This window comes from Microbulbifer magnicolonia, from assembly GCF_035117725.1.
Classification (GTDB): domain Bacteria; phylum Pseudomonadota; class Gammaproteobacteria; order Pseudomonadales; family Cellvibrionaceae; genus Microbulbifer; species Microbulbifer magnicolonia.
In genome coordinates this window covers 435,935-460,363 of sequence record NZ_JAYEFD010000001.1, presented here as the reverse complement: position 1 = coordinate 460,363, position 24,429 = coordinate 435,935, and the positions used below count along the sequence as shown (strand labels likewise).

Below are 24,429 nucleotides of genomic sequence, written 5' to 3'. Positions count from 1 at the left end.
ATTGAAAAACATCGTATTTGCCACGGCAAATGAATAGTCGTGCAATTGGTAGGGTTGATTAAAGCCCTATATAATCCGCGACCAATATAAATGTACAAGACCATTCAGGGTCATAGAATAATCGATTGCAACCAGCTGAGGAGTGCGCCGTGGAACGCGAATCAATGGAATACGATGTAGTGATCGTGGGTGCCGGTCCCGCCGGCCTGGCAGCGGCGTGCCGTATTCGCCAGCTCAATGAAGACATCTCCGTGTGTGTGGTGGAGAAAGGCTCGGAAGTGGGCGCCCATATTCTCTCCGGCGCGGTATTCGAGCCCACCGCTCTGAACGAACTCTTCCCCGACTGGAAAGACCGCGGCGCTCCCCTCAACACCGAGGTCAAAGGCGACGACATCTATGTGATGGGCAGCGCCGAAAAGGCGACCAAGGTCCCCAACTTGTTCGTGCCCAGCACCATGCACAACGAGGGCAACTACATCATCAGCCTCGGCAACCTGTGCCGCTGGCTGGCGGAGCAGGCAGAGAACCTGGGCGTGGAGATCTTCCCCGGTTTCGCCGCCGCCGAAGTGCTCTATAACGAGGACGGCGCGGTAAAAGGCATCGCCACCGGCGATATGGGCGTGGCCGCGGACGGCTCCCACAAGGACTCCTATATGCCCGGCATGGAGCTGCACGCCAAGTACACCCTGTTCGCCGAGGGCTGCCGCGGCCATCTGGGCAAGCAGCTGATCGAGCGCTTCAAGCTGGACGAAGGCGTGGACCCGCAGCACTACGGTATCGGCATCAAGGAGATCTGGAAGGTTTCCGACGAGAAGCATCAGCAGGGCCTGGTGGTGCACACCGCTGGCTGGCCGCTGGATGAGAGCGGCTCCCACGGCGGCGGTTTCCTCTACCACCTCGAAGACAACCAGGTGGTCGTCGGCCTGATCACCGACCTGGCCTACAGCAACCCGCATGTGAGTCCGTTCGACGAGTTCCAGCGCTACAAGCACCACCCGGTCATCAAGCAGTACCTGGAAGGCGGGCAGCGCGTGGCCTACGGCGCCCGCGCCATCACCAAGGGTGGCCTGCAGTCGCAGCCGAAGATGACCTTCCCGGGCGGACTGCTGATCGGCGACAATGCCGGCACCCTGAACTTCGCCAAGATCAAGGGCAACCACACCGCGATGAAATCGGGCATGATCGCCGCCGAGGCCGCGGTCGAGGCACTGGGCGCCGAACGCGCCAACGACGAGCTGACCGCCTACACCGCCAAGTACCGCGACAGCTGGGCCTGGAAGGAACTGCACAAGCAGCGCAACTTCGGCCCGGCCCAGCACAAGTGGGGCAACATCCTCGGCTCCGCCTATGCGTTTGTCGACATCAATATCTTCCAGGGCAGGCTGCCGTGGACCCTGCGCGACAGCAAGGCCGATCACGCCCAGCTCAAGCCGGCAGCGGACTGCAAGAAGATCGCCTACCCGAAGCCCGACGGCGTACTCAGCTTCGACAAGCTGTCCTCGGTGTTCATCTCCAACACCAACCACGAGGAAGACCAGCCCTGTCACCTGACGCTGAAGGATGACGAGATACCGCTGAACCACAACCTGCCCATCTACGACGAACCGGCCCAGCGCTACTGCCCGGCGGCCGTCTACGAGGTGGTCGAGGAGGCTGGCAAGCTGCGCTTCCAGATCAACGCGCAGAACTGCGTGCACTGCAAGACCTGCGACATCAAGGACCCGACGCAGAACATTGTCTGGGTGGCGCCCGAGGGCGGCGGCGGCCCCAACTACCCGAATATGTAATCCGTTTATTTTTTCGGGCGCCTGCGGGCGCCCTTTTTATTCTTCGCTCCCTCCGGTCCTGAGCACGCGACTTTGGCCGCCGGCTGATTATCAGGCTAAGCTTCCTCCGGTCAGCACAACGGAAGACCGGACATGAAACCCGCCCTGCTCTGTATCGACCTCCAGTATCTTTACGCCTCACGCGGCGAAGGGCTGTTTGCCAGCGGCAGTCGCAGCCATTTCGGTGAATCGGAGCAGACCTATTATTTCACCCGCCTCGAGCAGACTGTGCTACCCAACATTCAGAAATTGCAGGCGATATTCCGCGACAAAGGTATCGAGGTAATCCACATACGCACCCGCAGCAAAACGCACGACGGCCGCGACCGCACCTACTGGTACAAACGACGGGACATCAACTCAACACCGGGGTCGCGCGAAGCGGAATTCATTGATTCGGTGGCACCTCGGGACGACGAAGTCATCGTAAACAAAACCGGCTCGAGCCCATTTGGCAACAGTGTCATACAGGCGCACCTCAATCAGCTCGGCATCGCCCAATTATATTGCTGCGGCGTCTTTACCGATGATTCGGTGGAGTCCACCATCCGCGCGGCAGCCGATTTTGGCTACTGCCCGGTCTTGGTCGAAGACGCAACTGCTACGACCGGTGATAAACTGCAATCGCATTGCGTCGAGCAACTCAGGGATCGATTTTGCGAAGTCACGAAAACCGCAAAACTGGTTGAAGACCTGCAGCAACATCTGCGCTCAGTCAGCTAGCTAACCCTCAAAATAAAAAAGCCGAGTGCTGCAATCAGCACCCGGCTTCAGTAAATCCCTGTTTTCTAAAACTTAATGATCCTGCGTGAATCTAGTTAGAATTGATATTGGGCACTCAGCGCGAAGCTAGAACCCGGCTTTTCTTCAAACACGATTACACCGTCGCGTTCGATTTCCACGGCTTCGTCCAGCAGGTTCTGCATCTTGGCCTTGACGGTAATCTCCTCGGTCGGGTACCAGGAGTAAGTCAGGTCCAGAGAGTGAAATGGCTGCTCGAAGGCATCCGGGGCCAGGTTGCGGCCAGCCAGGTACAGGCGCTCACCGAAGACGTTGTAACCCAGCGTCGCAGAGTGGTTGCCATCGGGGCTGTCGAAGCCCAGCAACATGTTCACCACGTATTCGGAAGCACCGGTCATTTCGCGCACCGGGTTCGTCGGCGCATCCGCCTCATTGCCCGCTACCAGCTCAGACTCCTGCAATGTCACGTTGCCCTGTACGAAGAAGCTGTCCATCGTGCCGCCCATGAAACCGAGGTTCTTCATGCCCTCGATCTCGATACCGGTGATCTCTCCGGCCTCGGCGTTGATGATCTCGCGGGCAACGTTGGTGTCACTGGAGGCAGCCTCGAAGAACTCGATCGGATCGATGATGTCCTTGTAGAAAGCAGAGACGGTCAGGCTGTCTCCACTATCGAAGAACCACTCAGCGCGCAGATCGTAGTTGTTGATTTCCGACGGCCGCACATTCGGGTTACCCATTACCTGCTCATCGGTGATCGGGTCGATATAGAAGGCATCGGTAATCTCACGCAGGTCCGGACGCACAGCAGTCTTCGACGCGCCGAAACGCAGCTGGAAGGTCTCCGCCCACAGGGAGCCCATATAGGTCAACGACAGTGACGGGTAAATGTCGTCCTGCGCATAGGTGGCCTCCGCCAGCGCTTCCGGATCGGAAGTGATCTGAGGATCTTCCGGGGTGTATCCGTAGGGGTTCCACTCCAGGGCCACCTGGTTGTAGTCCTCCCAGCGAGCACCGGCCGACAGGCGCCAGGTTTCGTTATAAGTCCAGTCGAACTTACCGAAAACCGCATCGGACAGGGTTGCAGCAATGTAGCTCTGCTTGTTGCCACCGGCACGGTCGAATACGAAGTTGTTTTCAGTGCTGGTGATATTCTCATCGCTGAACACCTGATCCAGCGGGTTGCTCAGGATAGACCCGTCCGCAACGCTGAAAATATCCAGACGCAGCTGGGTTTGCTTATAGGTGCGGCCCTTTTCAGTGCGGGCAAAACCACCGCTCAACTCCAGCGTCGAGTTGGAAAACTCCAGTGGCAGAGTCGCGGCCCAACCGTAATTGCGCACTTCGTCTTCCAGCTCGGTGAAGCGGAAGTCGGCACTGCGGGAGCCGGTGCTGACAGAAGAACTGATCGTCTCGCCCGTGGCTGGATCTGTAACCGTCTCAGCATTGACACTGACTTCGTTCGGAATATCCGTGGTCGCCGTCGCATCGGAGTAGAACCAGTCGACGGTCAACTCTTCCGGCACCCAGCCGAGCAGACCGCCCGGTATCATGGCCTTGGTTTCCGAACCTACGGAGTGGCTACCCTTGATCTGGTTGACGACCATTTCACGCTCTTCGTATTTCAGCGTGTACTCACGGAAGCCCTGTCCATCAGAGATCTGGCGGTTTTCGTTGAAGTAATCACTGATCGAAGTTTCGTCATCGGTATTGCGCAGGAACAGGCTGGTGGTTTCCAGCTCATGCTCGTCGGCAAAGCGCAGCCCCAGATTCAGGTTGCCGCTGATATCCACCGCATAGGTGGATTCGTTGCGGGTGTCGGTACGCTCTTCCGGGGAGCCGTAATCGCGCTGGACGCGTTCGGTTTCCCGCCATTTGCTCTTGTAAGAGCCGCCAGCCAGGAAACCCAGCTCCCAGTTGTCGCCGAAATAGAAGCGATTGCCGACACTGGCCTTGATATCGCTGTCCGGATCGCTGGAGTCTTCTTCAACACTGACATCCCGGTTCAGATTCAGCGCCAGCTCGCGGTTCAGCGCCTGGGCCGCGGCCAAAGCTTCCTGCTCGGAGGCAAATTGATTGCCTTCGGCAATCAGAGTGCTGCGGATACCGGCTACACTCAGGTCGCCCTTGAAGCGCTGCAGTGCCGCCGTAATACCACTCGGCAGAGCACGGGTGCCATCGTCTGTGCCGAAAGCGTCGTCATCACCACCCCGATAGCTCAATACATCGCCATCATTTTCGGAGTTCATACCGGTACCGACTTCGATGGAATAAGTCAGGTTTTCCGGGATGCCCTTGGTGCGAATGTCTACGTTACCGCCACCGAAAGTAGCTGCCTGATCGGCGGAATAGCTCTTCTGGACTGCCAGAGATTCCACAACAGAAGTCGGGAACAAATCCAGCGGGATCACGTTGCGGGTCAGATCCGGCGACGGCACTGTGGCGCCATTCAGAGTCGTGCTGGAGTAGCGCTCACCGAGACCGCGCACATAGACAAACTTGTCATTCACCAGAGACAGACCGGAAACGCGGCGCAGGGCGGCGGCCACGGTAGAGTCGCCCACGCGGCCGATCATCTCGGAACCGAGAATGTCGGTTACCACTTCTTCTTCGAGACGCTCGCTGACCAGCATTTCTGCCGAGTCCCGCAGACGCCCCTGAACCATGACTTCTTCGATTTGCGGAGCGGCAACCTGCGGTGCGGCGCCGGTTGTGTTTTCAATCTGCTCGGCACTCTGCGCAAACGCACCGGTAGCGATCGAAGAGGCCGCGGTAATAGCCAGTACCAGCGGCGCTCTCTGAAATTTTTCGTTTTTAACCATTACCCAGGCCTCTTATCGTTCCTGTTGCTCACGGCAGTAAAATCAAACAGGGCGCCGACTCCATCAGCGAAGGCGGCGCCCCAAGTGATCAGGGAGTTAATCCCCAACCGTTATTGCGACTTATTATTCGAACCACAGCGGCTTGGCGCGGCTGCCTTCGTGCAGACCGTATGTCCAACCCTTGGTCCAGTCGGTACCGTTTACATCCAGGGCACCCAGGTAAGCGCGCTCAACCGGAGTCACGGTTGCGGCGGCACCTTCCACTACCAGGGCATCCGCGGTGTACATAGCCGGAATACCGGAGAGCAAGATGAGCTGTGCATCCGCATCCTGAGTCGGATTTACCTGGCCAGCGATGGTGGCAAACTGGTTGCCGCTAGCTACAGCCCAGGCTTGCACATCCATCAGATTAAAGTCGTCACTCTTATCGTCCGGAGTGCCATTGTCGTCCTTGTCAGTCTTAGTGCGATCTTCACAGGCGAAGATGTTGGACGTCAGGGCAACCTCGGTGCCGGTCTCAGCCTCATTGCGAGTCTGTGCACTCTCGACGCGCAGGCAGTAGTTACTGCCTTCAGCACCGTTTTCGTCAGCACTGAAAGAAGCGACGATCATGGAGTTGGTGATCATCGGGTAGATGCCCTCGCGCAGACGCCAGCCGGCACCCGGATCGTGAGTACCAGCCGCCTGAGCGGAGACAATGCAGGTCAGACCGTCGATAACCGGACGGCTGTTCAGGCCAGCAGCGATCAGCGCGGTGTAGTCAGTGCTCGCTGCGTAGGAACCGATACCGTCAGCTTCGATACAGTGGTTGCCATCGGTTTCACTCTGAACAACCAAGGCATTGGTAATGCTGCCGCGGTAGCCTTCGTCGATGTCGATGGAGTCGTCGCGCACATACAGGGCAACGTAGTTTTCTACGTTTACGGCGCCGCCGAAGAATTCGATACCGTCATCGTAAGTCGAGTAGGCTTCCAGGTTGCGCACCACAGTGCCGCTACCAACGGCGTCGAAAGCGATACCGTTCAGCTCGTCGCCACTGGCCACTTCAGCGCCAGTGTGCTTAACGCGAACGTAGGACAGTTCGCCGGAGCTGTCAGCGTTGTTGTCACCGCCGTAGTAGGAAGTGTTGTCGTCGGTGGAGCCTTCAGCCGCAACGTGACACTCACCAGACAGAGCCAGGTCGCCGCCGTCTACTGAACCGGTGTAAGTACACTTGTTGGTAACGCCAAAGCCATTGATCACCATGCCGCCCCACTGGGAGACATCTTCCGCGCCCACAGTGCCACGAACGTCGGTTTCGGAGGTGAAAGTGATCGGAGCAGATTCAGTGCCGCGCGCAAACAGCTGGGAACCGCGGTTCACTACCATGAAAGCGGAGTTGTCTTTGAAAGCGACGGTAGTACCGGCCTGGATTTCCAGCTTGACGCCGTCGCCGCCTTTGGCGATGCCAGCGGTTTGCAGTTCGGCGTTGCTGGCGAAGCTTTCACCCACGAACAGGCTACCGGAGAAAATGTGGGCGCCGCCGTTCGGCAGAGCCGGCAGATAGAGATCTTCGACCAGCGGTTTGGAGGCATCAACGAAGTCAGCGCCGTAGGAGCAGTGAGTACCGTCGTAGGATCCCTGAACACCAGTGCTCTCGATTACCGCGCAGGGATTGTTAGTGTCGCCGCCCGGGTTGGTTACGGAGTTGTCGGTAGAATTGTCAACCGTGGTCGGCTTGACCTCGATACCGCCACTGTCACAACCGGCCAGCAACGCGGAGATCGCGGCTGCCAGCAGCAGCTTGTTGTTTACTCGCTTCATAGTTCCCCCTAACGGAAGTTTTGCCAAATAGGTGTAATTGTGGGCAGCCAAAAACCTGTTCTTATGATTCAGCTGTGCGTCCTGAATTTTTTAAAAACCGATTTCCAGGATGCCCTGAAACCGTGCTTGTTTTGTTCGCCTTAGCGATTCGGACGCGAGGGAGTGTAGGAAGGGAATATTGCGAAATTGTTACTTTAGGAGGGTTTTCCGGGAAAATTTGAAATAGTTTTTCGCGCCAGAGCAAAAATTACATTTTTATTGCAAAAAGGTTTCGCTGGCGGTGTGAAATACAGACAGGTAGGCGAGAAAAAGTACAGAGGGGGAGAAGCACCCCGCGCTCCTATATGCGCAAGACATCCAAGGGTTTCAGTAAGTGCCGAGCAGGAAGTCTTCGCCGTCGCTGCGCAGCCATAATTTTCCTGCACTCTCCGACTGCCCAGCGCCCTCTTCTGCCCAGTCCACCAACTGGTAGAAGACCTCACGGGACACCCGCGCCTGCAGCCCGTCGCGGACCTCGATATAGGGAACAGGCTGGGGCGGTTCACCGAAGGGCTTGAGTTGCCATTCACTGTCCCGGTCGAGCGCAATTACATCGCCGGTATTGGTAGTGAACAGCAGGCGCTCCCGCCCGCTATCGGAACCTCGCGCCACCTGGGTGGCGATGAAGGGAACATCTTCCACGCGAATGCGCATCTTCTCGACCGGCGTGACCAGGAAATATTCGTCGCCCTCCCGCCTGAGGATGCTGGCGAACAGCTTCACCAGAGGCTGCCGGCGGATCTCGCTGCCCTCGTGGAACCAGCGGCCATCGCGGCGAATGACCATATCCATGTCGCCGCAAAGATCCGGGTGCCATTTGTGCACCGGGGGGTGGCCGCGAAACTCCTGCTGCAATTGCTGCAGCTGCTGAAACAGCGGCTCAGCCAAAGGATGAGCCCGTTGCCTCGCCACCGGGGCGGCTTTCTTCCGGCTGGCCGCGGCCGGAGATGTCGCCGATATGTACGCCGACGTCCATGATGAACTCCATCAGCCCTTCGCGATCCTCGATCACGTCGGCAAAGGACTTGGAGTGGTACAGCTCCACAGCGCCCTGCACCAGGGCCCAGTAAGTGGAGTAATAGTAGTAGGCGGGCACCTTTTTCAGCACGCCCTGCTCCATCCGCCGTTCGAACACCCGGTTCAGGGCCGAGGCGTTGGAGTTGCGGATGGCGTGCAGCTCCGCGATCATTTCCGGCGCCAGGTTCAGCGCAATGATTTTTTCCTCCAGCCGCTGGAACAGACGGTCCTTGGCCGGATCCGCCATGCGCGACTCGAAATAGGCCCGTGCCGGTGCCGTGATATCCCCCTGTTCGGCATTGGCCAGCGCCGTCTTCAGGCGCTCGGTCAGGGACTTCTCGTAATCCATCAGCAAGCGCATGTAGATCTCTGTTTTGGAGATGAAATGCTTGTAGATGGTGCCCTTGCCGATGTCCACGCGCTCGGCAATCTGCTCCACGGTGACCTTTTCCTCGCCGTGCTCCAGCAGCAGTTCCAGCGCGGCATCCAGAATACGCTGCTCACGCGCGCGAAAACGCTGAACCTTCTCTTTTGCCTTGTCCATACTCCCGACCTTACCTATCCGTAAATTTGGAGACTGAAATTGACTATCCATTCATGAATGATAGGCAATTCATGGCGCTTGGAAAAGCAGATAGCGGAATAAGCTTCTACTGGCGTCAATTTCCACGCCCCTGTGTGCTCCAGAGGGGGCCGGCGCCAAGCCGGGGCCGACTGGAAACAGACTGTCACCCACCGACAACCGCTCACGAACTGAGCAGGCGGGCGGGCGTCTGAGCCTGGTCGCGGCCGCTTCAATCGCTTCACCCTGGAATACGGGCCCACCCTGGTAACGCAATTGGTAACTTCGGTAATGGCCAAAGTGCCGACAATTGCTATTATCCCGCCCCCTGGACAAGCAATCCCTGCTTATCCATGCTACCGAAATTGAAAACTGAATTGACAGGCAGTTCGCCCATGTTGGAAAAGCTGAGCAAGCTATTGGATGTCGAAGAGCTGGACCGGAACCTGTTCCGCAGCCGCCACCACGTAGAAAATTACCGCAAGGTACTCTTCGGGGGGCAGGTACTGGGACAGGCACTGATGGCCGCCACCCGCACTGTAGAGGGCAGAATGCCCCATTCGCTGCACGCCTATTTCCTGCGGCCAGGCAGCAGCGAGCTGCCGGTAATCTACGATGTGGACCCGATCCGCGACGGTGGCAGCTTTACCACCCGCCGGGTAGTGGCCAAGCAGAAAGGCCGCGCTATCTTCAATATGTCCGCCTCTTTCCAGATCAGCGAGCCCGGCTTCGATCACCAGGTCGATATGCCCACCACTGGCATCCCCGCACCGGAAAGCCTCAAGAACACCCAGCAGCTGGCCCAGGAGGCCGGGCTTGTCAGCCCCCAGCACGACCAGCGCCGCTTTATGATCGACTTCCGCCCGGTGGATCCGCACAGTTACTTCGGCGCCGAGGTGCGCGAGGCGCGCTGCATGTTTTGGCTGCGCGCCGAGGGCGAGATGTCCGATGACCCGCTCGAGCACCGCTGCGCCCTGTGCTACGCCTCGGACATGGCCCTGCTGGGCACCGCCCTGCAACCGCACCCCATCTCCCTGTTCGACCCGCACCTGATGCCGGCCAGCCTGGATCACGCCATGTGGTTCCACCGCGACTTCCGGGCCGACGAGTGGCTGTTGTACGTCACCGACAGCCCTTCCGCCAGCGGCGCGCGCGGCTTCTGCCGCGGCCAGATCTTCACCCGCGAGGGCGTCCTGGTGGCGTCCACCGCCCAGGAGGGGCTAATCCGGCAAATTAAAAGTTAAATCAATGGTTTACAGCGGGGAATTGGCTGTTATAATGCGCCCCGCTTCGCTGATGAAGCACTTTAAATGTCGGTGAGTAGCGCAGCCTGGTAGCGCACTTCGTTCGGGACGAAGGGGTCGGAGGTTCGAATCCTCTCTCACCGACCATTTTCTTAAAATCCCGCCCCAAAGTATCCAAGCGCTCTAAACTCGACAAGGTTCGAGCCGTAGCTGGCGCAGCCAGCGGAGACCAGCGAGCCCGCAGGGCGAAGCTAATCCTCTCTCACCGACCATTTTTCTGCAGTTCCCCCCCCTCTTAAGCATCCGAGCTCTACGTGGCTCAAGCCGGCGTTCGTTCAGCCAGCCGCGAGCCCGGAAGAAGGAACCAGTCCTCCGCCAACCACCATTTATCCAAGTCCTCGTTTTTCACGGCCTACTTTCAGCGGCCAGCCCGGCCCGAGCAAACGGCTTCATCATTGGCCAATCAAAGAGTGCTGTTCTGGCCGCCGGACGCGCGCATTTGCGCCCCCCAATCCGGAAACTAGCGGCGCAGATTGATACCGCTCCACGTGGAACAAGAGCTTTGAACCGACAGATAACGCGGTCCTTCAGCACCCCGCTATTCTCAAAACCAGGGAGATGCCATTGAGGGCTCAGGGGGACTTTGTATCGCAAGCCCTGAGTCCCGCCCCTCGCAATTGACCGGTGGACCCCAGACCGAATTCCGCCTTAGTCCAGCTTCAACGACCGCGCGTCATCACACGGCGGCGGAATGCGCGGGACAGGACACTTGATGTGGAGCTAATGGCACGAGTACCCTCTTTCGCTGTCAAAATTCATCCATTCAGCAAAACCAGCAGGCCATGATGCTAAAAGAGTTATCCGCCCTGATCCTGCCAGCGCTCCTCTCGCTCAGCCTCGCTGTGGCCACGCCGGCAGCGCTCGCCGACACCTACGAGCTACTCTACACGGCGCAAATCGACCCGAAATCTGGTATGGCCGAGGTCGAGATCGAGCTGAACGGCGAAACCCTGCCGCGAGAGCTGTCTCTGAACCTGAGCTCAGGCCGCTACTCAGACGTGAAGAGTGAGCACCCTCTGGAGCTGACCGATGACAAGGCAGTCTGGCGCCCGGAAGGCACCAGCTCGAGCCTCAGCTACAAGTTCGAGATCAACAACCGGAAAGGCAGCGGCAGCTACGATTCCCGCATCACCAAGGACTGGGCCATATTGCGCAGCGACAAAATGATCCCGTCGATGACGGTGACCGGCAAGGGGCGCTCAAAAGCGGAACTGAAGCTGGGACTGCCCGAAGGCTGGTCGTCGGCGCTCCCCTACCCCGAAATTGCCGAGGACCATTACCGCCTCAAAGATCCGGGACGCCGCTTCGTGCGGCCCAAGGGCTGGATGATTGTCGGCCGCATCGGTACCCGCCAGGACATCGTCGCCGGGGTGGACACCAAGGTGTCTGGGCCCCTGGGCGAGGATATTCATCGCCAGGACACCCTGGCCTTCCTCAACTGGAACCTGCCGCAGATCAAGGAAGTGTTCCCCAAGTTCCCCCAGTACCTGTTAATCGTTACGGCCGGCGACCCCATGTGGCGCGGCGGCCTGTCCGGTACCCGCTCCCTGTTTATGCACGCGGACCGGCCGCTGATCAGCGGCAACCGCACCAGCAGCATGATCCACGAACTGGTACACGTGGCCACCGGCATTCGCGGCGACAAACAGAGCGACTGGATCGTAGAGGGACTGGCGGAGTTCTATGCCCTGGAGATACTGCGTCGCTCCGGCGGCATTAGCCAGCGCCGCTACGACGAGGCCATGGACAACCTGGCGGAATGGGGCCGACAGGCCCCGAGCCTCTTGGTCAGGCGCTCCTCCGGCCCCGTCACCGCCCGCGCGGTGGGCGTAATGCGCGAACTGGATCGGGAGATCCGCGAAGCCAGCGATGGCAAGGCGAGTATCGATGACGTCGCCCGCGGACTGGCAAAGAAGCGCGGCGAGGTAACGCTGCAACGCTTCAGAGACCTGGCCGAAAAGGCGGCCGGCAGACCGGTAAAAGCACTAGCAACGGAAAACCTCCGCGACGAGAGCGCATAAACAGCCGAATTGCAGGCAAAAAAAAAGCCCTGACGACGGGGGGGGGGGAGAGCGTCAGGGCCAAGACCATTAGGAGTGAAACTTGGAGGATTTCATCCTTACTACACAGCGGGCGCATACCTAGCGGAGCGCCCTACCGGCGTTACCGAGCACGTTTGGGGGAGGTCGTGCTAGCCAGTTACAGAGAAGTATCGATCAAGGGCGAAAGATTGCCAGCCGAGTCCCGCAAAAATTTAGAACAAATGGAAATAGTCTTCGCGGAGCTAGTACTAAAAGCTATTAAGCTCCCTGCCCCTCAAGCCAGGACAGACTATCCAGCCTCTCCATCAACCACCCCAATGGCCAGTATCACAGCGCTTGACTAATCCGGAGCAGTCCCTAGAATAGCGCCTTCTTACACGCCCAGCCGCGCGTAAGTATAAGAAAATGCTGGGATTTTTCGATCCAATCCGATAGAATTCGCGGCGTTTTCCGCTCCATGCGGAGCACAATAAGGCTAGGTGGCAGAGTGGTCATGCAGCGAACTGCAACTCCCTGACTCCTGGTAAGAGTGCCGGTGACATCGAACCGGCGGAGCGAAAGCTTTGAATTTGATGTTAAGGCTAGGTGGCAGAGTGGTCATGCAGCGGACTGCAACTCCGTGTACGCCGGTTCGATTCCGACCCTAGCCTCCATTTTCCCCATCGCCGACTTGCCCCTGTGTAGTCCGGCGATCAGCGAGGGCTCCCGATCCAGACGTCGGGCACCACCAAGACACCCTCGTACACCTCCCCCGCCCGGGTGGTGGAATCGGTAGACACAGGAGACTTAAAATCTCCCGAACGTTAGTTCGTGCCGGTTCAAGTCCGGCCCCGGGCACCAATATAATCTCCAGTCCTTCCCCTCACGTCGCACTCCTAGGCCGAACGACTGACAAATTCCGGGCAGCTTCCGACAAGCACTCTCCCGTATCGTCATTGGTTCAACACCGAGGACGAATCTGGCAGCTTCCTCGGCAGCCGGCCATTCAGTAAAAACCTGATCACCCAGTAACGCTGTACGATGTGGATGTGAAAGAGCACTGCCACTACTGATGTCAGCGCAAAGGCCAATATCAATCGCGCAGTCAATGGAAGGTCGAAGCCCTGCGCCGTGAGCAAAATTAGCGCAACAAACAAGTAATGGACGATGTACACGGTGTAGGCGGAATCGGACATTGTCCTTACGACGACATTCGGCTTTCCCAGCAATCGATTCGTCAGTGCAAATAGCGCAAAAGATATCGGTATGGCGGTCAAATAATCGACAAAAATTGACAGGAAATATTGCGCGGTGGAGGTTATCTCCTGGAACCATAGCCAATAGCGGTAAGCAATAAAAACAAGCGCAAGCATCACCCAAGTCTTTAAGTACCTGTGGGCAAAAGCATAGAGGCTCGGCCATTGGTACATGTAGATACCAATTATGAAATACGGCAGGTATATAAATGTCGAAGAAATCAGGAAGTCAATGACCCCATAATAAGGCAGCGCCGGCCCAAATTTGGACACAATTTTCTCGGCGCCTATAGATCCGGTAATTATCAATAACAGAAATACTGCGCAAATCGCGATGGGGCTGACCTTCTTAACCAGAAAGCCCGCTACACCCTTTTGCAACAGAACAATAGCGGGGGTTGCGAGCGTGAAAATAAGCAGCACATACAAGAACCATGCATGTCCCATCCATCCAGCCACAAATGCATTGCCCGATTCACCTCTCGCAAAATAGAGATCCATCCATGAATTGGTGATAGGGACCAGTATTGCCGTGCAAAATACAGCGGGAACAAACAGCAATGGGAGCCGCTTGATATAAAAATTGTTGATATCTTTCCGTGCGAAAATCATCGCAGAAAAATATCCGGAAATTATGAAGAAGCAGGCCATGCGAAAGGAATCCGACATGAAGCGGATTATTTCAAAGGTACCAGTATCATAATCTGCGTGACTTGCATGGACGAGAACGCCCAAAAACATCATGGATGCGCGAAGCAGGTCCAGGTGATGTAATCTAACGGCCAATTGCCCTGTCACATGCGTAGCTCCAGATATTGAAGGCAGCCGAACCTTCCAAGAATAAATCACGCCTTTGCGCCATTCATCCCACACTGAACCCGGATCACCAAATCGGAATTGACTCTATGGCGTGCAGCCGTTGAATCCCAGGCTCCGTGGCGCAACACCGACAAAGAATACCCGGGAATTCTTTCACTTTTATTGCGCGGAGGAATAGTGCTGCGCCTCAAGGATGAAAGCATGGCCAATGAACAGAGTGATTGCCGGGCCGACTTCTACTTCTTGGGCGTTCTCAACCTATAAGTTCTAGCACAACCATGCCTGTCAACAGTATGCGCAAACGTTTTTTTGCCGGCGTGGCAATCGGCCCCGATGGAGCGAATCGGCATACTTTGCCCCCGGCCTGGGATAGCTATCGCCATGACGTGAATGAAGTTGGTGAAGAGGAAGAAGTGAAGACCTGCACCTCGAACACCAACCGGGCTCCAGGTGCAGCAAATATTTTCAGCGAACAGATTAAGCGCTTGTGGCGCCTCGCGGGTGAAATGCCGTCGCTATGCAGTACGGCGCGACAATTGGGAATGCCTTTAAGTCCGCACCGCTATTGACGAGCCTCACGACTCGCCACGGTTTTCATCGCTCATCAGCGTCGGCCAGGCCGCCCGCAGATAAAGCACCATACTCCACAGCGTCAGCGCGGCGGCGACATACAACAGCACATAACCGATCTTTTCCATCACCGGATAGTCGCGCACATCGAACGCCAGCAACACGATTATCGCGGCGATCTGTGCCGTGGTTTTGACTTTGCCGATATAGGAAACCGCAACGCTACCGCGCTGGCCCAGCTCTGCCATCCACTCGCGCAAGCCGGATACGGCAATTTCGCGGCCGATAATGACGGCGGCGGCGATGGTGAACCAGGCATTCTTGTGCAGGCCGACTAGCAGGACCAGCGCTGTCGCCACCATCAGCTTATCGGCCACGGGATCGAGGAAGGCACCGAAAGGCGTACTCTGGTTGAGTTTGCGCGCCAGGTAGCCATCCAGCCAGTCGGTCGCGGCGGCGGCGGCAAAAATCACCGCAGAGGCGAGGTAGCTCCACTTGTACGGCAGGTAAAAGACCAGCACGAATACTGGTATCAGTGCGACACGGAGCAGTGTAAGTCGGTTGGCGAGTGTCATGCTTTTCCCTGTATTTGCGGTGGGCGTAACTTACCAAGCTGCGTCGCAAATTGAAACATCGAAAGCGCGGTGAACTATGTGCCTCTCCGCTACCTGTGCGAGCCTGCCCCGCAGGTTCCCATATAGGTTAGCCGCGCGACTGGCGAGCTATTCGCTGTGCAGCGCCGAGTATATCTCCTGAGCCAGCTTGCGACTCACACCCTCAACGCCCGCGATTTCTTCTACTGTAGCCCGGCGGATTTCCTGCAGGCCGCCAAAATGGCGCAATAGCGCGCGGCGACGGGCCGGACCGACGCCGGCGATGCCCTCCAGGGGTGATTCACGCCTTTTTTTGTCCCGCCGCTGGCGGTGGCCGGTAATGGCGAACCGGTGCGCCTCGTCGCGCACCTGCTGGATCAGGTGCAGCGCGGGGGAATCGGCCGAAAGTACCAGCTCTTTGTTACTGGCAACCACGTGCAGGGTTTCGAAGCCGGCTTTGCGGGTTGTGCCTTTGGCGACACCCACTATCTGCACGCCGACCACGCCCAGCTCGTTGAGAGCCTCGACCGCCTGGCGCACCTGCCCCTTGCCGCCATCGATCAGCAGGATATTGGGAAACTTGCCCTCGCCGCTCGACAGGCGCGTATAGCGCCTTTTCAGTGCCTGGGCCATGGCCGCGTAATCGTCACCGGGCTGGATATTCTCGATATTGAAGCGCCGGTAATCGGATTTCACCGGGCCGCCGGTATCAAACACCACGCAGGAGGCGACAGTGGCCTCGCCGCTGGAGTGGCTGATATCGAAACACTCGAGGCGCTCCGGGAGCTGGTCGAATTCGAGCGCGTCCTGCAGGGCCTCAAAACGGTCTTGCAATTTCTGCTGCGCCGCGGTGCGGCTGCTCAGATTCTGCTCCGCCGCCTGTTGCGCCATGGTCACCCAGGTAGCCCGGTTGCCGCGCAGCCGGTGCACTATCGACACCTCGCGGCCACTCTGTTCGCCCAGCGCCTGCTGCAGCAGATCCGTATCCTCGATGGGTTCCGAGAGCAGGATCTCCCGCGGCACCTCGCGCTGGCTGCCGAGGTAAAACTGCGGAATAAACGCCGACAGCAATTCCGCACTGGAGAGCCCCAGACGCTCGTCGGGAAAGTAACTGCGGCTGCCGAGGATGCGGCCCTGACGGATAAACAGAATGTGCACACAGCAGGAACCGCCCTGGCTGGCGACCCCAAGAACATCCACGTCACCGCTTGCGCGTTCGGCGACCTGGTCCGCCTGCAGGCGTCGGAGCGCGGAGATCTGGTCGCGCAGCCGCGCCGCCCGCTCGAATTCCAGCTCCCGCGATGCCTTGTCCATTTCATCGGCGAGTTCACGCACTATGCGATCGCTCTTGCCGGTCAGGAACATCTCGGCGTGGCGCACGTCCTGGCGGTAGTCTTCCTCGCTGATAAAGTCGACACAGGGCGCGGTGCAGCGCTGAATCTGGTATTGCAGGCAGGGGCGCGAGCGATTGCGGAAGACGCTGTCCTCGCACGAGCGAATACGGAAGGTCTTCTGCAGGAAATTGAGGCTGTCGCGCACCGAGGACGCATTGGGAAAGGGGCCGAAATACTGCCCTTTCTTGCGTTTGGCGCCACGGTGCAACGCTATGCGCGGGAAAGTATCTTTGTCGGACAGAAAAATATACGGATAACCCTTGTCGTCCTTGAGCATGACGTTGTAGGGCGGCCGCTGGGATTTGATCAGGCTCTGCTCCAGCACCAGTGCCTCGGTTTCACTGCGGGTGACAGTGACCTCGATGCTGTTGATGCGCTGCACCAGCGCCATGGTCTTGGCGGTGAGGCCGGTGGCGCGGAAGTAACTGGAGAGTCGGTTGCGCAGGCTCTTGGCCTTACCCACATACAGGATATGGCCGGCAGCGTCGAACATCTGGTAAACGCCGGGCTTGCGGGTGACGGTGGGAAGGAAGCGCTTGCTGTCGAACATCGGAAGGTACTGAAGGTACTGAAAGTATGCTGAACCCGGCGGCTCGTTTTTGTAATCGCGGCCGACGGCGGATGGCCGCCCCGCCGCTCCTACAGCGGATACCGCACTGCTACAAGGCGGCTTCCGGGTCCAGCATCTGATATTTCACCGCCAGCAGGGTCAGCTCCACGTCGCTGTGAATACCCAGCTTTTCAAAAATGCGGTAGCGGTAGCTGTTGACGGTCTTGGGACTCACCGACAGGGTGTCGGCGATCTCGGCCACCTTGGTGCCGTTGACGATCATGTCGGCAATCTGCAGCTCGCGTTTTGACAGGTCGTCAAACGGCGAGCTTTTTTCCGACTTGCCGCTGACACTGCGCAGGGCCATCTTGGTCGCCATGGAGCTGCTGATAAAGACATCGCCGGAGACAACGGTGCGAATAGCCCTGACCATCTCTTCCAGGTCGGCGCCCTTGGTGACATAGCCCATGGCGCCGGCCCGCATTAAACGGCCGGGAAACAGGTCGTCATCCAGTGCACTCACCGCAATCACTTTGGCCTCGGGACAACGGGACAGCAATTTGCGGGTCGCTTCGAGCCCGCCCATGCCGGGCATCTTGACGTCCATCAGGATAACGTCGACCTCGGACTGGCGCACAAAGGCGAGCGCCTCTTCGCCACTATCTGCCTGGCCGACAACCTGAATACCACTGACGTCACCCAACATGCGCGATATCCCCATGCGCACAAGATCGTGATCGTCCACCACTAAGACTTTGATCAATTTAGCCCCAACTACGGATTATGCAGTGGCTGCGTTGCGCAAACTCCCCAGCCGCACGCGCGCTTTTGACTGCGTTCTTGTTTTTGCTCGCGAGGTCGCTACCTCACATAGTTCCATCCACAGAGCCTTCTCGCAACATACCAGACAAATACCCTAGTGCAAAGCGAGACAAGCGTTTCAAATCCTGTTGATTAGATATTTAGCAATGATTTTTAACTAGCCATATAACGATCGTTTATAAATCGAAAAGTCAGGCTGATCCGTCCTCCCAGTTCACGCCTGCTCTTCGCCACGCCGTGCAACCAGTAGTGCTGTACCGCCGCGGAGGTCAGCAGCAGGGAAGCGTCGGGCAGGTCGAGCGCCAGGCGCCCTTCTCCGTCGCGTCGCTTGAAGCCAAGGCGCCGCGCCTGGCCGAGACTGACGGTAGCCACCACTGGCCATTCCCCAAGTTCTTTTTCGTTGTCCGCATGCCAGCCCATACTGTCTGCGCCGTCGCGGTAGTGATTAGCCAACACCGAATTGAACCGAAACCCGGCGGCCGCCAGTCGTGACCGGAGTATATCTAACGGTTCAATCCATGGCTGTGGGCGCTGTACCAGACCTGACCAGCGATAGATCACACTCGGGTCGCCGACAAAGGCGTGGCGACGCGGAATAGGATGTGATTTGCCAAACAGGCGAATCTCGGGGCGCTCCCAGCGCAGTTGGCGCAGGCAGGCGCCAAACGTGGTGGCGGACTCCGCCGGGGACAGCCAGTTGCGGATCAGCAGGGCCTGGCCGGGAGCAAGATCCGGCCATTCGGTGTCGGGAAAGCGTTTTGCAAGTTCGGTAGCGCGGGCGCTAAAGGTCTGCTCATTCAATGTTTACACCAGGCAGGGTGCGGCCCTGCGCACCATCGAGCTCGATTGGTGCGCACGGCGCACCTTAGGGGTAATAGCGGGGTTCCGGTTCAAGTTCCACACCGAACTTGGAGCGGATATCGGCCGCGATCTCCGCGGCCAGGCCGGTGACCTCGGCGCCGCTGCCGCGACCGGGGTTCACCAGCACCAGCGCCTGGCGTTCGTGGACGCCGACAGAGTTGCGCCGCGCACCGCGCCAGCCGGCGCGGTCTATCAGCCAGCCTGCGGCCAGCTTCCACTGGTCGCCGGAGGGGAATGCCACCAGATCCGGGTGGATTTTCCTGAGGCGCTCGTAGCAATCCCCATCCACCAGCGGGTTCTTGAAGAAGCTGCCCGCGTTGGGAATGTCGTCCGGCGACGGCAGCTTGCTATTGCGGATGTCGATTACAGCACTGGCCACATCCGCCGGGGTAAGATCTCCGACGCTGTGGCCGTGTTCGGCCAGATGCTGTTGCAGCGCCGGATAATCGAGCTGCGGACGCCAGTCCCGGGACAGCTGCAGGTGCACCCGGGTGATGATGTACTGGTCCCGTGCCGGACCCTTGAAAATGCTGTCGCGGTAGCCGAACTTGCATTCAGTAGCGGAAAACTCGTGCAGCTCACCGGTAGGGATATGCAGCGCCTGCAGGTTCACGAAGGTATCGCACAGCTCTACGCCGTAGGCGCCGATGTTCTGTATCGGCGCCGCGCCGATCTTGCCGGGAATCAAGGCCAGGTTTTCCAGGCCACCCATGCCCTGCCCCACCGTATGCATGACGAGCTGGTGCCAGTTTTCCCCGGCCGCAGCAGCCACGCTGGTGCCGCAATCATTGCTCTCCAGCGACAGGCCGCGCAACACCACGAGAATAACCAACCCGGGGAAATCGCCGGTCAGTACGATATTGCTGCCACCGCCAAGCGGAAATATCGGCAGCTTTTTTGATCGGGCGAACTCCAGCGCCTCGCGCAACTGCTCGAGACTCTCCACCCGGGCGAAATAGGCCGCGCGCGCGGCAATGGCCAGGGTATTCAGGGGTTGCAGGTCTACATCGGTTTCTATCATTCAGATACAGCTCTGGGCTGAATAACACAACATTCTGGTGGCACTCTGTGGGAGCCAGCCCCGCTGGCGAACCAGTCCGGGCCAGCCTCGCTATCGCCTGCAGAGCCTGCCCAGGACTCGATCCGGGGGCAGGCTCCCACATTGCATTCTGCGGGCAACAAGGTGAACACCCCGCGCCTGGTGCGCCTCGGCACTAACCCAGTAACGCCCGCATGCGCTGCAGGTCCTGCTCCGTATCGACACCGCCGGGGACGTCTTCGCAGGCATCGGCCACGTGAATATTCTCGTCATGGTAGAGAAAGCGCAACTGCTCCAGCGCCTCAAAGTGCTCCAGAGGCGCTACCGACCAGGAAACAAACCGATTCAGCAGCGCGACCCGGTAAGCGTAGATTCCGATATGCCGGCGCGGCTCCAGCCCGGCGGGCAACGCAACGGCATCCGTGGCAAACGCGTCCCGCGGCCAGGGCACCGGAGCGCGGGAGAAGTAGCGCGCGAGGCCGGACTCCGCAGCGACTACCTTGACGATATTCGGATTGCGGAAGTCCTCCAGACTTCTGATCGGCTCGGCGAGCGTCGCCACACCGGCGTCCCTGTTCGAGGCCAGGTTGGCGGCCACCTGATCGATGACTTTGGGGGGTATCAGCGGCTCGTCGCCCTGGACATTGACCAGGATGCGATCGCCGGACAATGCCAGGTTGCTCGCCACTTCCTGCAGCCGGTCTGTGCCCGAGGCGTGATCCGCCGAAGTCATACAGACCTCGCCGCCGAATGCGCGCACGGCTTCGGCTACACGCATATCGTCGGTGGCGACTATCACGCGCTCGGCACTGCTCTCTCGCGCGCGCAGGTAGACGTGCTGCACCATCGGCTTGCCGCCGATATCCGCCAGCGGCTTGCCCGGCAGGCGGCTCGAGCCAAAGCGGGCCGGGATGATCACATCGAAAGAAAGGCTATTGCTCATGTTGGGAAAACTGTTGCAGATGCTGATGAATCTTCTGGTAGAAAACGTCCGGCAGACGGGCGCGCACCTCCAGTGCCCACCAGTGGCTCTGCCAGAAATCACGGCACTTGACCGCGTCCTTCATGGTCATGATAACAGGGGTTTCGCCGTCAAATTGCAGCTCCTGCGGGGTGAACTGATGGTGGTCGGCAAACGGCTGCCCCATCACCCGGAAGCCCAACTTCTGCAGCTCGCGGAAAAACCGTTTCGGGTTGCCGATCGCGGCAACACCGTGACAGGGGCCGGGCTCCGGCCCCGAGCTCAATTTCAGCGTCGAGGTCTGATCCAGGTTGAACTGGTGCCAGCAGGCCGGCTCCAGGTTCATCTGAAACTCGAGCAGCTCGCCACACTGCGCCCTGACCTGCTCCTCCGGCTCGCCGTTCACCACCACCAGGTCCACGTTGCGCAGGCGGTCGGCGGATTCCCGCAGCGGCCCCCGCGGCAGCATATGTCCGTTGCCGAGGCCGCGGTGCCCGTCCACCACACAGATCTCCAGGCTGCGCCACAACTGATAGTGCTGCAGGCCGTCATCGGACAGGATCACGTCGCACTGGTGGTAGTCGACCAGTGCCTGCGCCGCCTCGGCGCGGTTTGGCGACACCATCACCGGCAATCCGGTAACCAGGTGCAGCATCAGCGGCTCGTCCCCGGACTCCAGCGGATGCGACTGTGCGGTGACCTGGTATGGGTACTGTTTGGCCCTGCCGCCGTAGCCGCGACTGACGATGCCCGGGTTCCTGCCCCGCTCGCGCAGCCAGCGCGCCAGCTCCGCCACCAGTGGCGTCTTGCCCGCGCCGCCGACGGTAATATTGCCCACGACAATGACCGGCACCGACAGCGCTGCCGGCGGGCTCTCGCGGTTCGCCCTGCGACGCCTCCTGCTCACACCCCGGTAGAGGGACTCCAGCGGTGCCAGCAGGGGCAACGTCTTGACCCGCCCCTCTTCCGGGTACCAGCGCCTGTTGAGCCAGTCTTCCAGTGACATTGCGTTGAAGCCTTATCCAGCGGTTTGCTGTTGTAGCAGGGTTGCGTAGCGTCCGCCTGCGGCGAGGAGCTCGGCATGATTGCCGCTCTCAATAATCCGGCCCTGCTCCATCACGAGGATCCGATCCGCGTTCTCGATGGTGCTGAGACGGTGCGCTATGACAAAGGTAGTGCGATTTTTCATCACTTCGGCCAGGGCAGCCTGGATGTGACGCTCCGATTCATTGTCCAGGGCGGAAGTTGCCTCGTCGAGAATCAGGATCGGCGCGTCTTTTAACAGAGCCCGGGCTATGGCCAGGCGCTGTCGCTGACCGCCGGACAGCATCTGCGCATTGTCGCCCAGCAGGGTATGCAGCCCCTGGGGAAGTTCGTCCACAAACTCGCTCGCGTGGGCCAGTTCGACGGCGCGCCGTACCTGTTCCGGCGTCGCATCCTGCAGCTCGCCGTAGGCGATATTGCGGTACACCGTGTCGTTAAACAGCACGATATTCTGCGACACCATGCTGATCTGGTGGCGCAGGTCTGCCAGCGGTACCTCGGCGATATCCACCGCATCGACAAGTATGCGCCCGCTGGTCGGCTCATAAAAACGCGCCAGCAGGCTGACCAGGGTGCTCTTGCCGGACCCGGAAGCGCCGATCAGTGCCACAGTCTGCCCCGGTTCGACCGCAAAAGAGATATCGGTAAGCACCGCCGGCGCCGATGGGTCGTAGGTAAAACCGAGATTTTCAAAGGTCACCGCACCCCGCACCGGCTGCGGCAGCCGCGCCGTGCCACCCTGCGGCTCTTTGGGCGCGTCGATGACTTCGAAGATGCTTTCCGCCGCGGCTATCCCCTTCTGGATGTCGGCAAAGACCTCCGACAGGCTGCGCACCGGCTTGGCGAGGGATGCGGCGGCACCGATATAGGCGGCGAACACACCGGCCGTCATCGACTCGACCATACCCGGTGCCAGTGCCAGCCAGACGATGGTGGCGGTGGAAAGGCCGACGAGAATCTGGATCACCGACACGCTGGCATTGTCGGCCACCACCAGCTTCATAAACTGCTGGCGATTGCTGTCGCTGGCGGCGGCAAAGCGCGCGTTTTCGTAGGCCTGGCCACCGTACATGCGCACAACGTGATAGCCGTTGATCGCCTCCTGGGTCACGTGCGTCACATCGCCCATGGTGTTCTGGATGCGGTGGCTCAGTTTGCGGAAGCGCTTGCCGACGCTGCGCACGATAAACGCGATAAAGGGCGCGAACAGGAAGAATGTCAGTGTCAGTTTCCAGTTCACCAGCAGCAGGTAAATGAGCAATCCGATCGTGGTAAAGGATTCGCGGATCAGCACCTTCACCGCCTTGGTGATGGAGTTGGTCACCTGCTCGACGTTATAGGACACCTTGGAAATCAGGTAGGCGCCGGTGTAGCGATCGAAATAGGCGCTGGGGAGCTGGCCGATTTTCTCGAACAAATCGGTGCGCAGCTTGTGGATGACCGCGCGCGCAACATAGGCGAGACCATAACTGCCGATAAAGTTGCCGCAGGCGCGCAACACGATGATCAACAGCATCGCGAGTGGAATCATCCAGCGCGCGGTTTCCTGCGGCATGATCCCGCCGGGAAAATGGGAAGCCACGATCTTGGCCAGGAAACCGCGACTCTCCTGGATCCCCGCCCCCACCGCATCGAGCAGCAGTTCGGTCACCGCAATGAGGCTGACGCCCATGGTGGAAAACAGCAGGAAACCGACCACCGCAATGGCAAAGATCGGCCAGTGTGGCAGCGCGTAGGTGAGCAGGCGGCGGTAGGTTTCCGCCCCGCGTCGCGGTTTGCTCGGGGGCGTATTGACTCTATCCATACAGACTATTGGCTGGGCTCGCGGGAGCGAACATGCTCGCACCCTGGGAGCCAGCTTCGCAGGCGACAAAGAACAGGGCCATCGGCCAGGTCCTTTTTCGCCGGCGGGGCCGGCTCCCACGAGCGGTGTCGCTTAGAGCGAGATGCGCGAGCAGTTAATTTTCTTCCGGCTGCCGCGTGGTGATGCTGAGGTTCACGAAACCCAGCTGACCGGCGGCATCCATGGCCCGCACCACGGCCTGGTGCTGGGCGGTGGCATCGGCGGTTATCACGAGGGGGCGATTGTACTCGCCCGCGGAAACTTCCGACAGCGCCGATTTCAGGGTAGCCAGTTTTTTGTTGATCAGGGCGCGGCCGTCCACCGAGTAGGAGCCATCCGCGTTGATCAGCACCTCGACGGCGCGCGGCTGCTCTTCGGCCTGGGGCCCCGCCGCTTCCGGCAGGTTCAGCTTCAGGTGGCTCTCTTTGGTGAAGGTCGTGGACACCATAAAGAAGATCAGCAGCAGGAAGACCACATCGATCAGCGGCGTCAGGTTGACCCCGTCCTGCTCTTTGGCCTGGCGACGAAATTGCATATCAGGC

Annotated in this window: 19 protein-coding genes and 3 tRNA genes; 8 read left to right on the top strand and 14 right to left on the bottom strand. The window is 59.2% G+C overall.

Annotation, left to right across the window (positions count from 1 at the left end; genetic code table 11):
- The first annotated feature begins 149 nt into the window (after positions 1–149).
- Positions 150–1,787 (top strand): electron transfer flavoprotein-ubiquinone oxidoreductase, encoded by a 1,638-nt coding sequence (locus tag RRF64_RS02035; protein ID WP_422732603.1) that lies wholly within the window; start codon positions 150–152, stop codon positions 1,785–1,787.
- A gap of 132 nt (positions 1,788–1,919) precedes the next feature.
- Positions 1,920–2,549 carry a cysteine hydrolase family protein gene (locus RRF64_RS02030; RefSeq protein WP_323844151.1) on the top strand — a complete coding sequence of 210 codons (630 nt, stop codon included), beginning with the start codon at positions 1,920–1,922 and terminating at the stop codon, positions 2,547–2,549.
- A gap of 95 nt (positions 2,550–2,644) precedes the next feature.
- Here RRF64_RS02030 and RRF64_RS02025 read toward each other — a convergent pair whose 3' ends face one another.
- From RRF64_RS02025 to RRF64_RS02010, 4 genes are all read right to left on the bottom strand, one after another.
- Positions 2,645–5,389, bottom strand: coding sequence for a TonB-dependent receptor domain-containing protein (locus RRF64_RS02025; protein ID WP_323844150.1), 2,745 nt, complete (start codon positions 5,387–5,389; stop codon positions 2,645–2,647).
- 123 nt (positions 5,390–5,512) lie between these two features.
- The gene (locus RRF64_RS02020) at positions 5,513–7,192 is read right to left on the bottom strand and encodes a serine/threonine protein kinase (RefSeq protein ID WP_323844149.1); all 1,680 of its coding nucleotides are present in this window, start codon (positions 7,190–7,192) and stop codon (positions 5,513–5,515) included.
- Positions 7,193–7,558: 366 nt separating this feature from the next.
- Positions 7,559–8,119 (bottom strand): DUF1285 domain-containing protein, encoded by a 561-nt coding sequence (locus RRF64_RS02015; RefSeq protein ID WP_323844148.1) that lies wholly within the window; start codon positions 8,117–8,119, stop codon positions 7,559–7,561.
- Positions 8,112–8,792 (bottom strand): TetR/AcrR family transcriptional regulator, encoded by a 681-nt coding sequence (locus RRF64_RS02010; protein ID WP_323844147.1) that lies wholly within the window; start codon positions 8,790–8,792, stop codon positions 8,112–8,114. Before RRF64_RS02010 ends, RRF64_RS02015 begins: the two co-directional genes overlap by 8 nt.
- Before the next feature lie 413 nt (positions 8,793–9,205).
- Between RRF64_RS02010 and tesB the strand changes: the two genes are divergently transcribed.
- From tesB to RRF64_RS01985, 5 genes are all read left to right on the top strand, one after another.
- Positions 9,206–10,054 (top strand): acyl-CoA thioesterase II, encoded by an 849-nt coding sequence (gene tesB, locus RRF64_RS02005; protein ID WP_323844146.1) that lies wholly within the window; start codon positions 9,206–9,208, stop codon positions 10,052–10,054.
- Between the two features lie 70 nt (positions 10,055–10,124).
- Positions 10,125–10,201, top strand: a tRNA-Pro gene (locus tag RRF64_RS02000).
- A 698-nt stretch (positions 10,202–10,899) separates the two neighbouring features.
- The gene (locus tag RRF64_RS01995; RefSeq protein ID WP_323844145.1) at positions 10,900–12,135 is read left to right on the top strand and encodes a hypothetical protein; all 1,236 of its coding nucleotides are present in this window, start codon (positions 10,900–10,902) and stop codon (positions 12,133–12,135) included.
- Between the two features lie 600 nt (positions 12,136–12,735).
- Positions 12,736–12,809, top strand: a tRNA-Cys gene (locus RRF64_RS01990).
- Positions 12,810–12,909: 100 nt separating this feature from the next.
- Positions 12,910–12,996, top strand: a tRNA-Leu gene (locus tag RRF64_RS01985).
- 92 nt (positions 12,997–13,088) lie between these two features.
- On the opposite strand, the gene RRF64_RS01980 is transcribed toward RRF64_RS01985, so the two are convergent.
- Positions 13,089–14,189, bottom strand: coding sequence for an acyltransferase family protein (locus RRF64_RS01980; RefSeq protein ID WP_323844144.1), 1,101 nt, complete (start codon positions 14,187–14,189; stop codon positions 13,089–13,091).
- Between the two features lie 314 nt (positions 14,190–14,503).
- Here RRF64_RS01980 and RRF64_RS01975 point away from each other — a divergent pair, with 314 nt between their 5' ends.
- Entirely contained in the window at positions 14,504–14,779 is a 276-nt protein-coding gene (locus RRF64_RS01975; protein WP_323844143.1) for a hypothetical protein, read from the top strand.
- 6 nt (positions 14,780–14,785) lie between these two features.
- Here RRF64_RS01975 and pgsA read toward each other — a convergent pair whose 3' ends face one another.
- The 9 genes from pgsA to RRF64_RS01930 all read right to left on the bottom strand — a co-directional run bounded on the left by pgsA (position 14,786) and on the right by RRF64_RS01930 (position 24,422).
- Positions 14,786–15,355 (bottom strand): CDP-diacylglycerol--glycerol-3-phosphate 3-phosphatidyltransferase, encoded by a 570-nt coding sequence (gene pgsA / locus RRF64_RS01970; protein ID WP_323844142.1) that lies wholly within the window; start codon positions 15,353–15,355, stop codon positions 14,786–14,788.
- A 147-nt stretch (positions 15,356–15,502) separates the two neighbouring features.
- The gene (uvrC, locus tag RRF64_RS01965; protein WP_323844141.1) at positions 15,503–17,317 is read right to left on the bottom strand and encodes an excinuclease ABC subunit UvrC; all 1,815 of its coding nucleotides are present in this window, start codon (positions 17,315–17,317) and stop codon (positions 15,503–15,505) included.
- Between the two features lie 109 nt (positions 17,318–17,426).
- Positions 17,427–18,080: a UvrY/SirA/GacA family response regulator transcription factor gene (gene uvrY, locus RRF64_RS01960; RefSeq protein ID WP_323844140.1), complete on the bottom strand. Its 654-nt coding sequence runs from the start codon at positions 18,078–18,080 to the stop codon at positions 17,427–17,429.
- A 212-nt stretch (positions 18,081–18,292) separates the two neighbouring features.
- Entirely contained in the window at positions 18,293–18,940 is a 648-nt protein-coding gene (locus RRF64_RS01955) for an alpha-ketoglutarate-dependent dioxygenase AlkB family protein (protein WP_323844139.1), read from the bottom strand.
- A 64-nt stretch (positions 18,941–19,004) separates the two neighbouring features.
- Positions 19,005–20,021, bottom strand: coding sequence for a UDP-N-acetylmuramate dehydrogenase (murB, locus tag RRF64_RS01950; RefSeq protein ID WP_323844138.1), 1,017 nt, complete (start codon positions 20,019–20,021; stop codon positions 19,005–19,007).
- Positions 20,022–20,214: 193 nt separating this feature from the next.
- Entirely contained in the window at positions 20,215–20,982 is a 768-nt protein-coding gene (gene kdsB / locus RRF64_RS01945) for a 3-deoxy-manno-octulosonate cytidylyltransferase (RefSeq protein ID WP_323844137.1), read from the bottom strand.
- Positions 20,972–22,006: a tetraacyldisaccharide 4'-kinase gene (gene lpxK / locus RRF64_RS01940; RefSeq protein WP_323844136.1), complete on the bottom strand. Its 1,035-nt coding sequence runs from the start codon at positions 22,004–22,006 to the stop codon at positions 20,972–20,974. Before lpxK ends, kdsB begins: the two co-directional genes overlap by 11 nt.
- Before the next feature lie 12 nt (positions 22,007–22,018).
- Positions 22,019–23,848: a lipid A export permease/ATP-binding protein MsbA gene (gene msbA / locus RRF64_RS01935; RefSeq protein ID WP_323844135.1), complete on the bottom strand. Its 1,830-nt coding sequence runs from the start codon at positions 23,846–23,848 to the stop codon at positions 22,019–22,021.
- 154 nt (positions 23,849–24,002) lie between these two features.
- The gene (locus tag RRF64_RS01930) at positions 24,003–24,422 is read right to left on the bottom strand and encodes an ExbD/TolR family protein (RefSeq protein WP_323844134.1); all 420 of its coding nucleotides are present in this window, start codon (positions 24,420–24,422) and stop codon (positions 24,003–24,005) included.
- Between the last annotated feature and the right edge of the window lie 7 nt (positions 24,423–24,429).

Coding starts and splice junctions, on each gene's coding strand:
- RRF64_RS02010 (WP_323844147.1), bottom strand. CDS start 8,792: ATGGACAAGGCAAAAGAGAAGGTTCAGCGTTTTCGCGCGCGTGAGCAG.
- RRF64_RS02025 (WP_323844150.1), bottom strand. CDS start 5,389: ATGGTTAAAAACGAAAAATTTCAGAGAGCGCCGCTGGTACTGGCTATT.
- uvrC (WP_323844141.1), bottom strand. CDS start 17,317: ATGTTCGACAGCAAGCGCTTCCTTCCCACCGTCACCCGCAAGCCCGGC.
- lpxK (WP_323844136.1), bottom strand. CDS start 22,006: ATGTCACTGGAAGACTGGCTCAACAGGCGCTGGTACCCGGAAGAGGGG.
- kdsB (WP_323844137.1), bottom strand. CDS start 20,982: ATGAGCAATAGCCTTTCTTTCGATGTGATCATCCCGGCCCGCTTTGGC.
- RRF64_RS01995 (WP_323844145.1), top strand. CDS start 10,900: ATGCTAAAAGAGTTATCCGCCCTGATCCTGCCAGCGCTCCTCTCGCTC.
- murB (WP_323844138.1), bottom strand. CDS start 20,021: ATGATAGAAACCGATGTAGACCTGCAACCCCTGAATACCCTGGCCATT.
- tesB (WP_323844146.1), top strand. CDS start 9,206: ATGTTGGAAAAGCTGAGCAAGCTATTGGATGTCGAAGAGCTGGACCGG.
- msbA (WP_323844135.1), bottom strand. CDS start 23,848: ATGGATAGAGTCAATACGCCCCCGAGCAAACCGCGACGCGGGGCGGAA.
- RRF64_RS01975 (WP_323844143.1), top strand. CDS start 14,504: ATGCGCAAACGTTTTTTTGCCGGCGTGGCAATCGGCCCCGATGGAGCG.
- RRF64_RS02020 (WP_323844149.1), bottom strand. CDS start 7,192: ATGAAGCGAGTAAACAACAAGCTGCTGCTGGCAGCCGCGATCTCCGCG.
- pgsA (WP_323844142.1), bottom strand. CDS start 15,355: ATGACACTCGCCAACCGACTTACACTGCTCCGTGTCGCACTGATACCA.
- RRF64_RS01930 (WP_323844134.1), bottom strand. CDS start 24,422: ATGCAATTTCGTCGCCAGGCCAAAGAGCAGGACGGGGTCAACCTGACG.
- RRF64_RS02030 (WP_323844151.1), top strand. CDS start 1,920: ATGAAACCCGCCCTGCTCTGTATCGACCTCCAGTATCTTTACGCCTCA.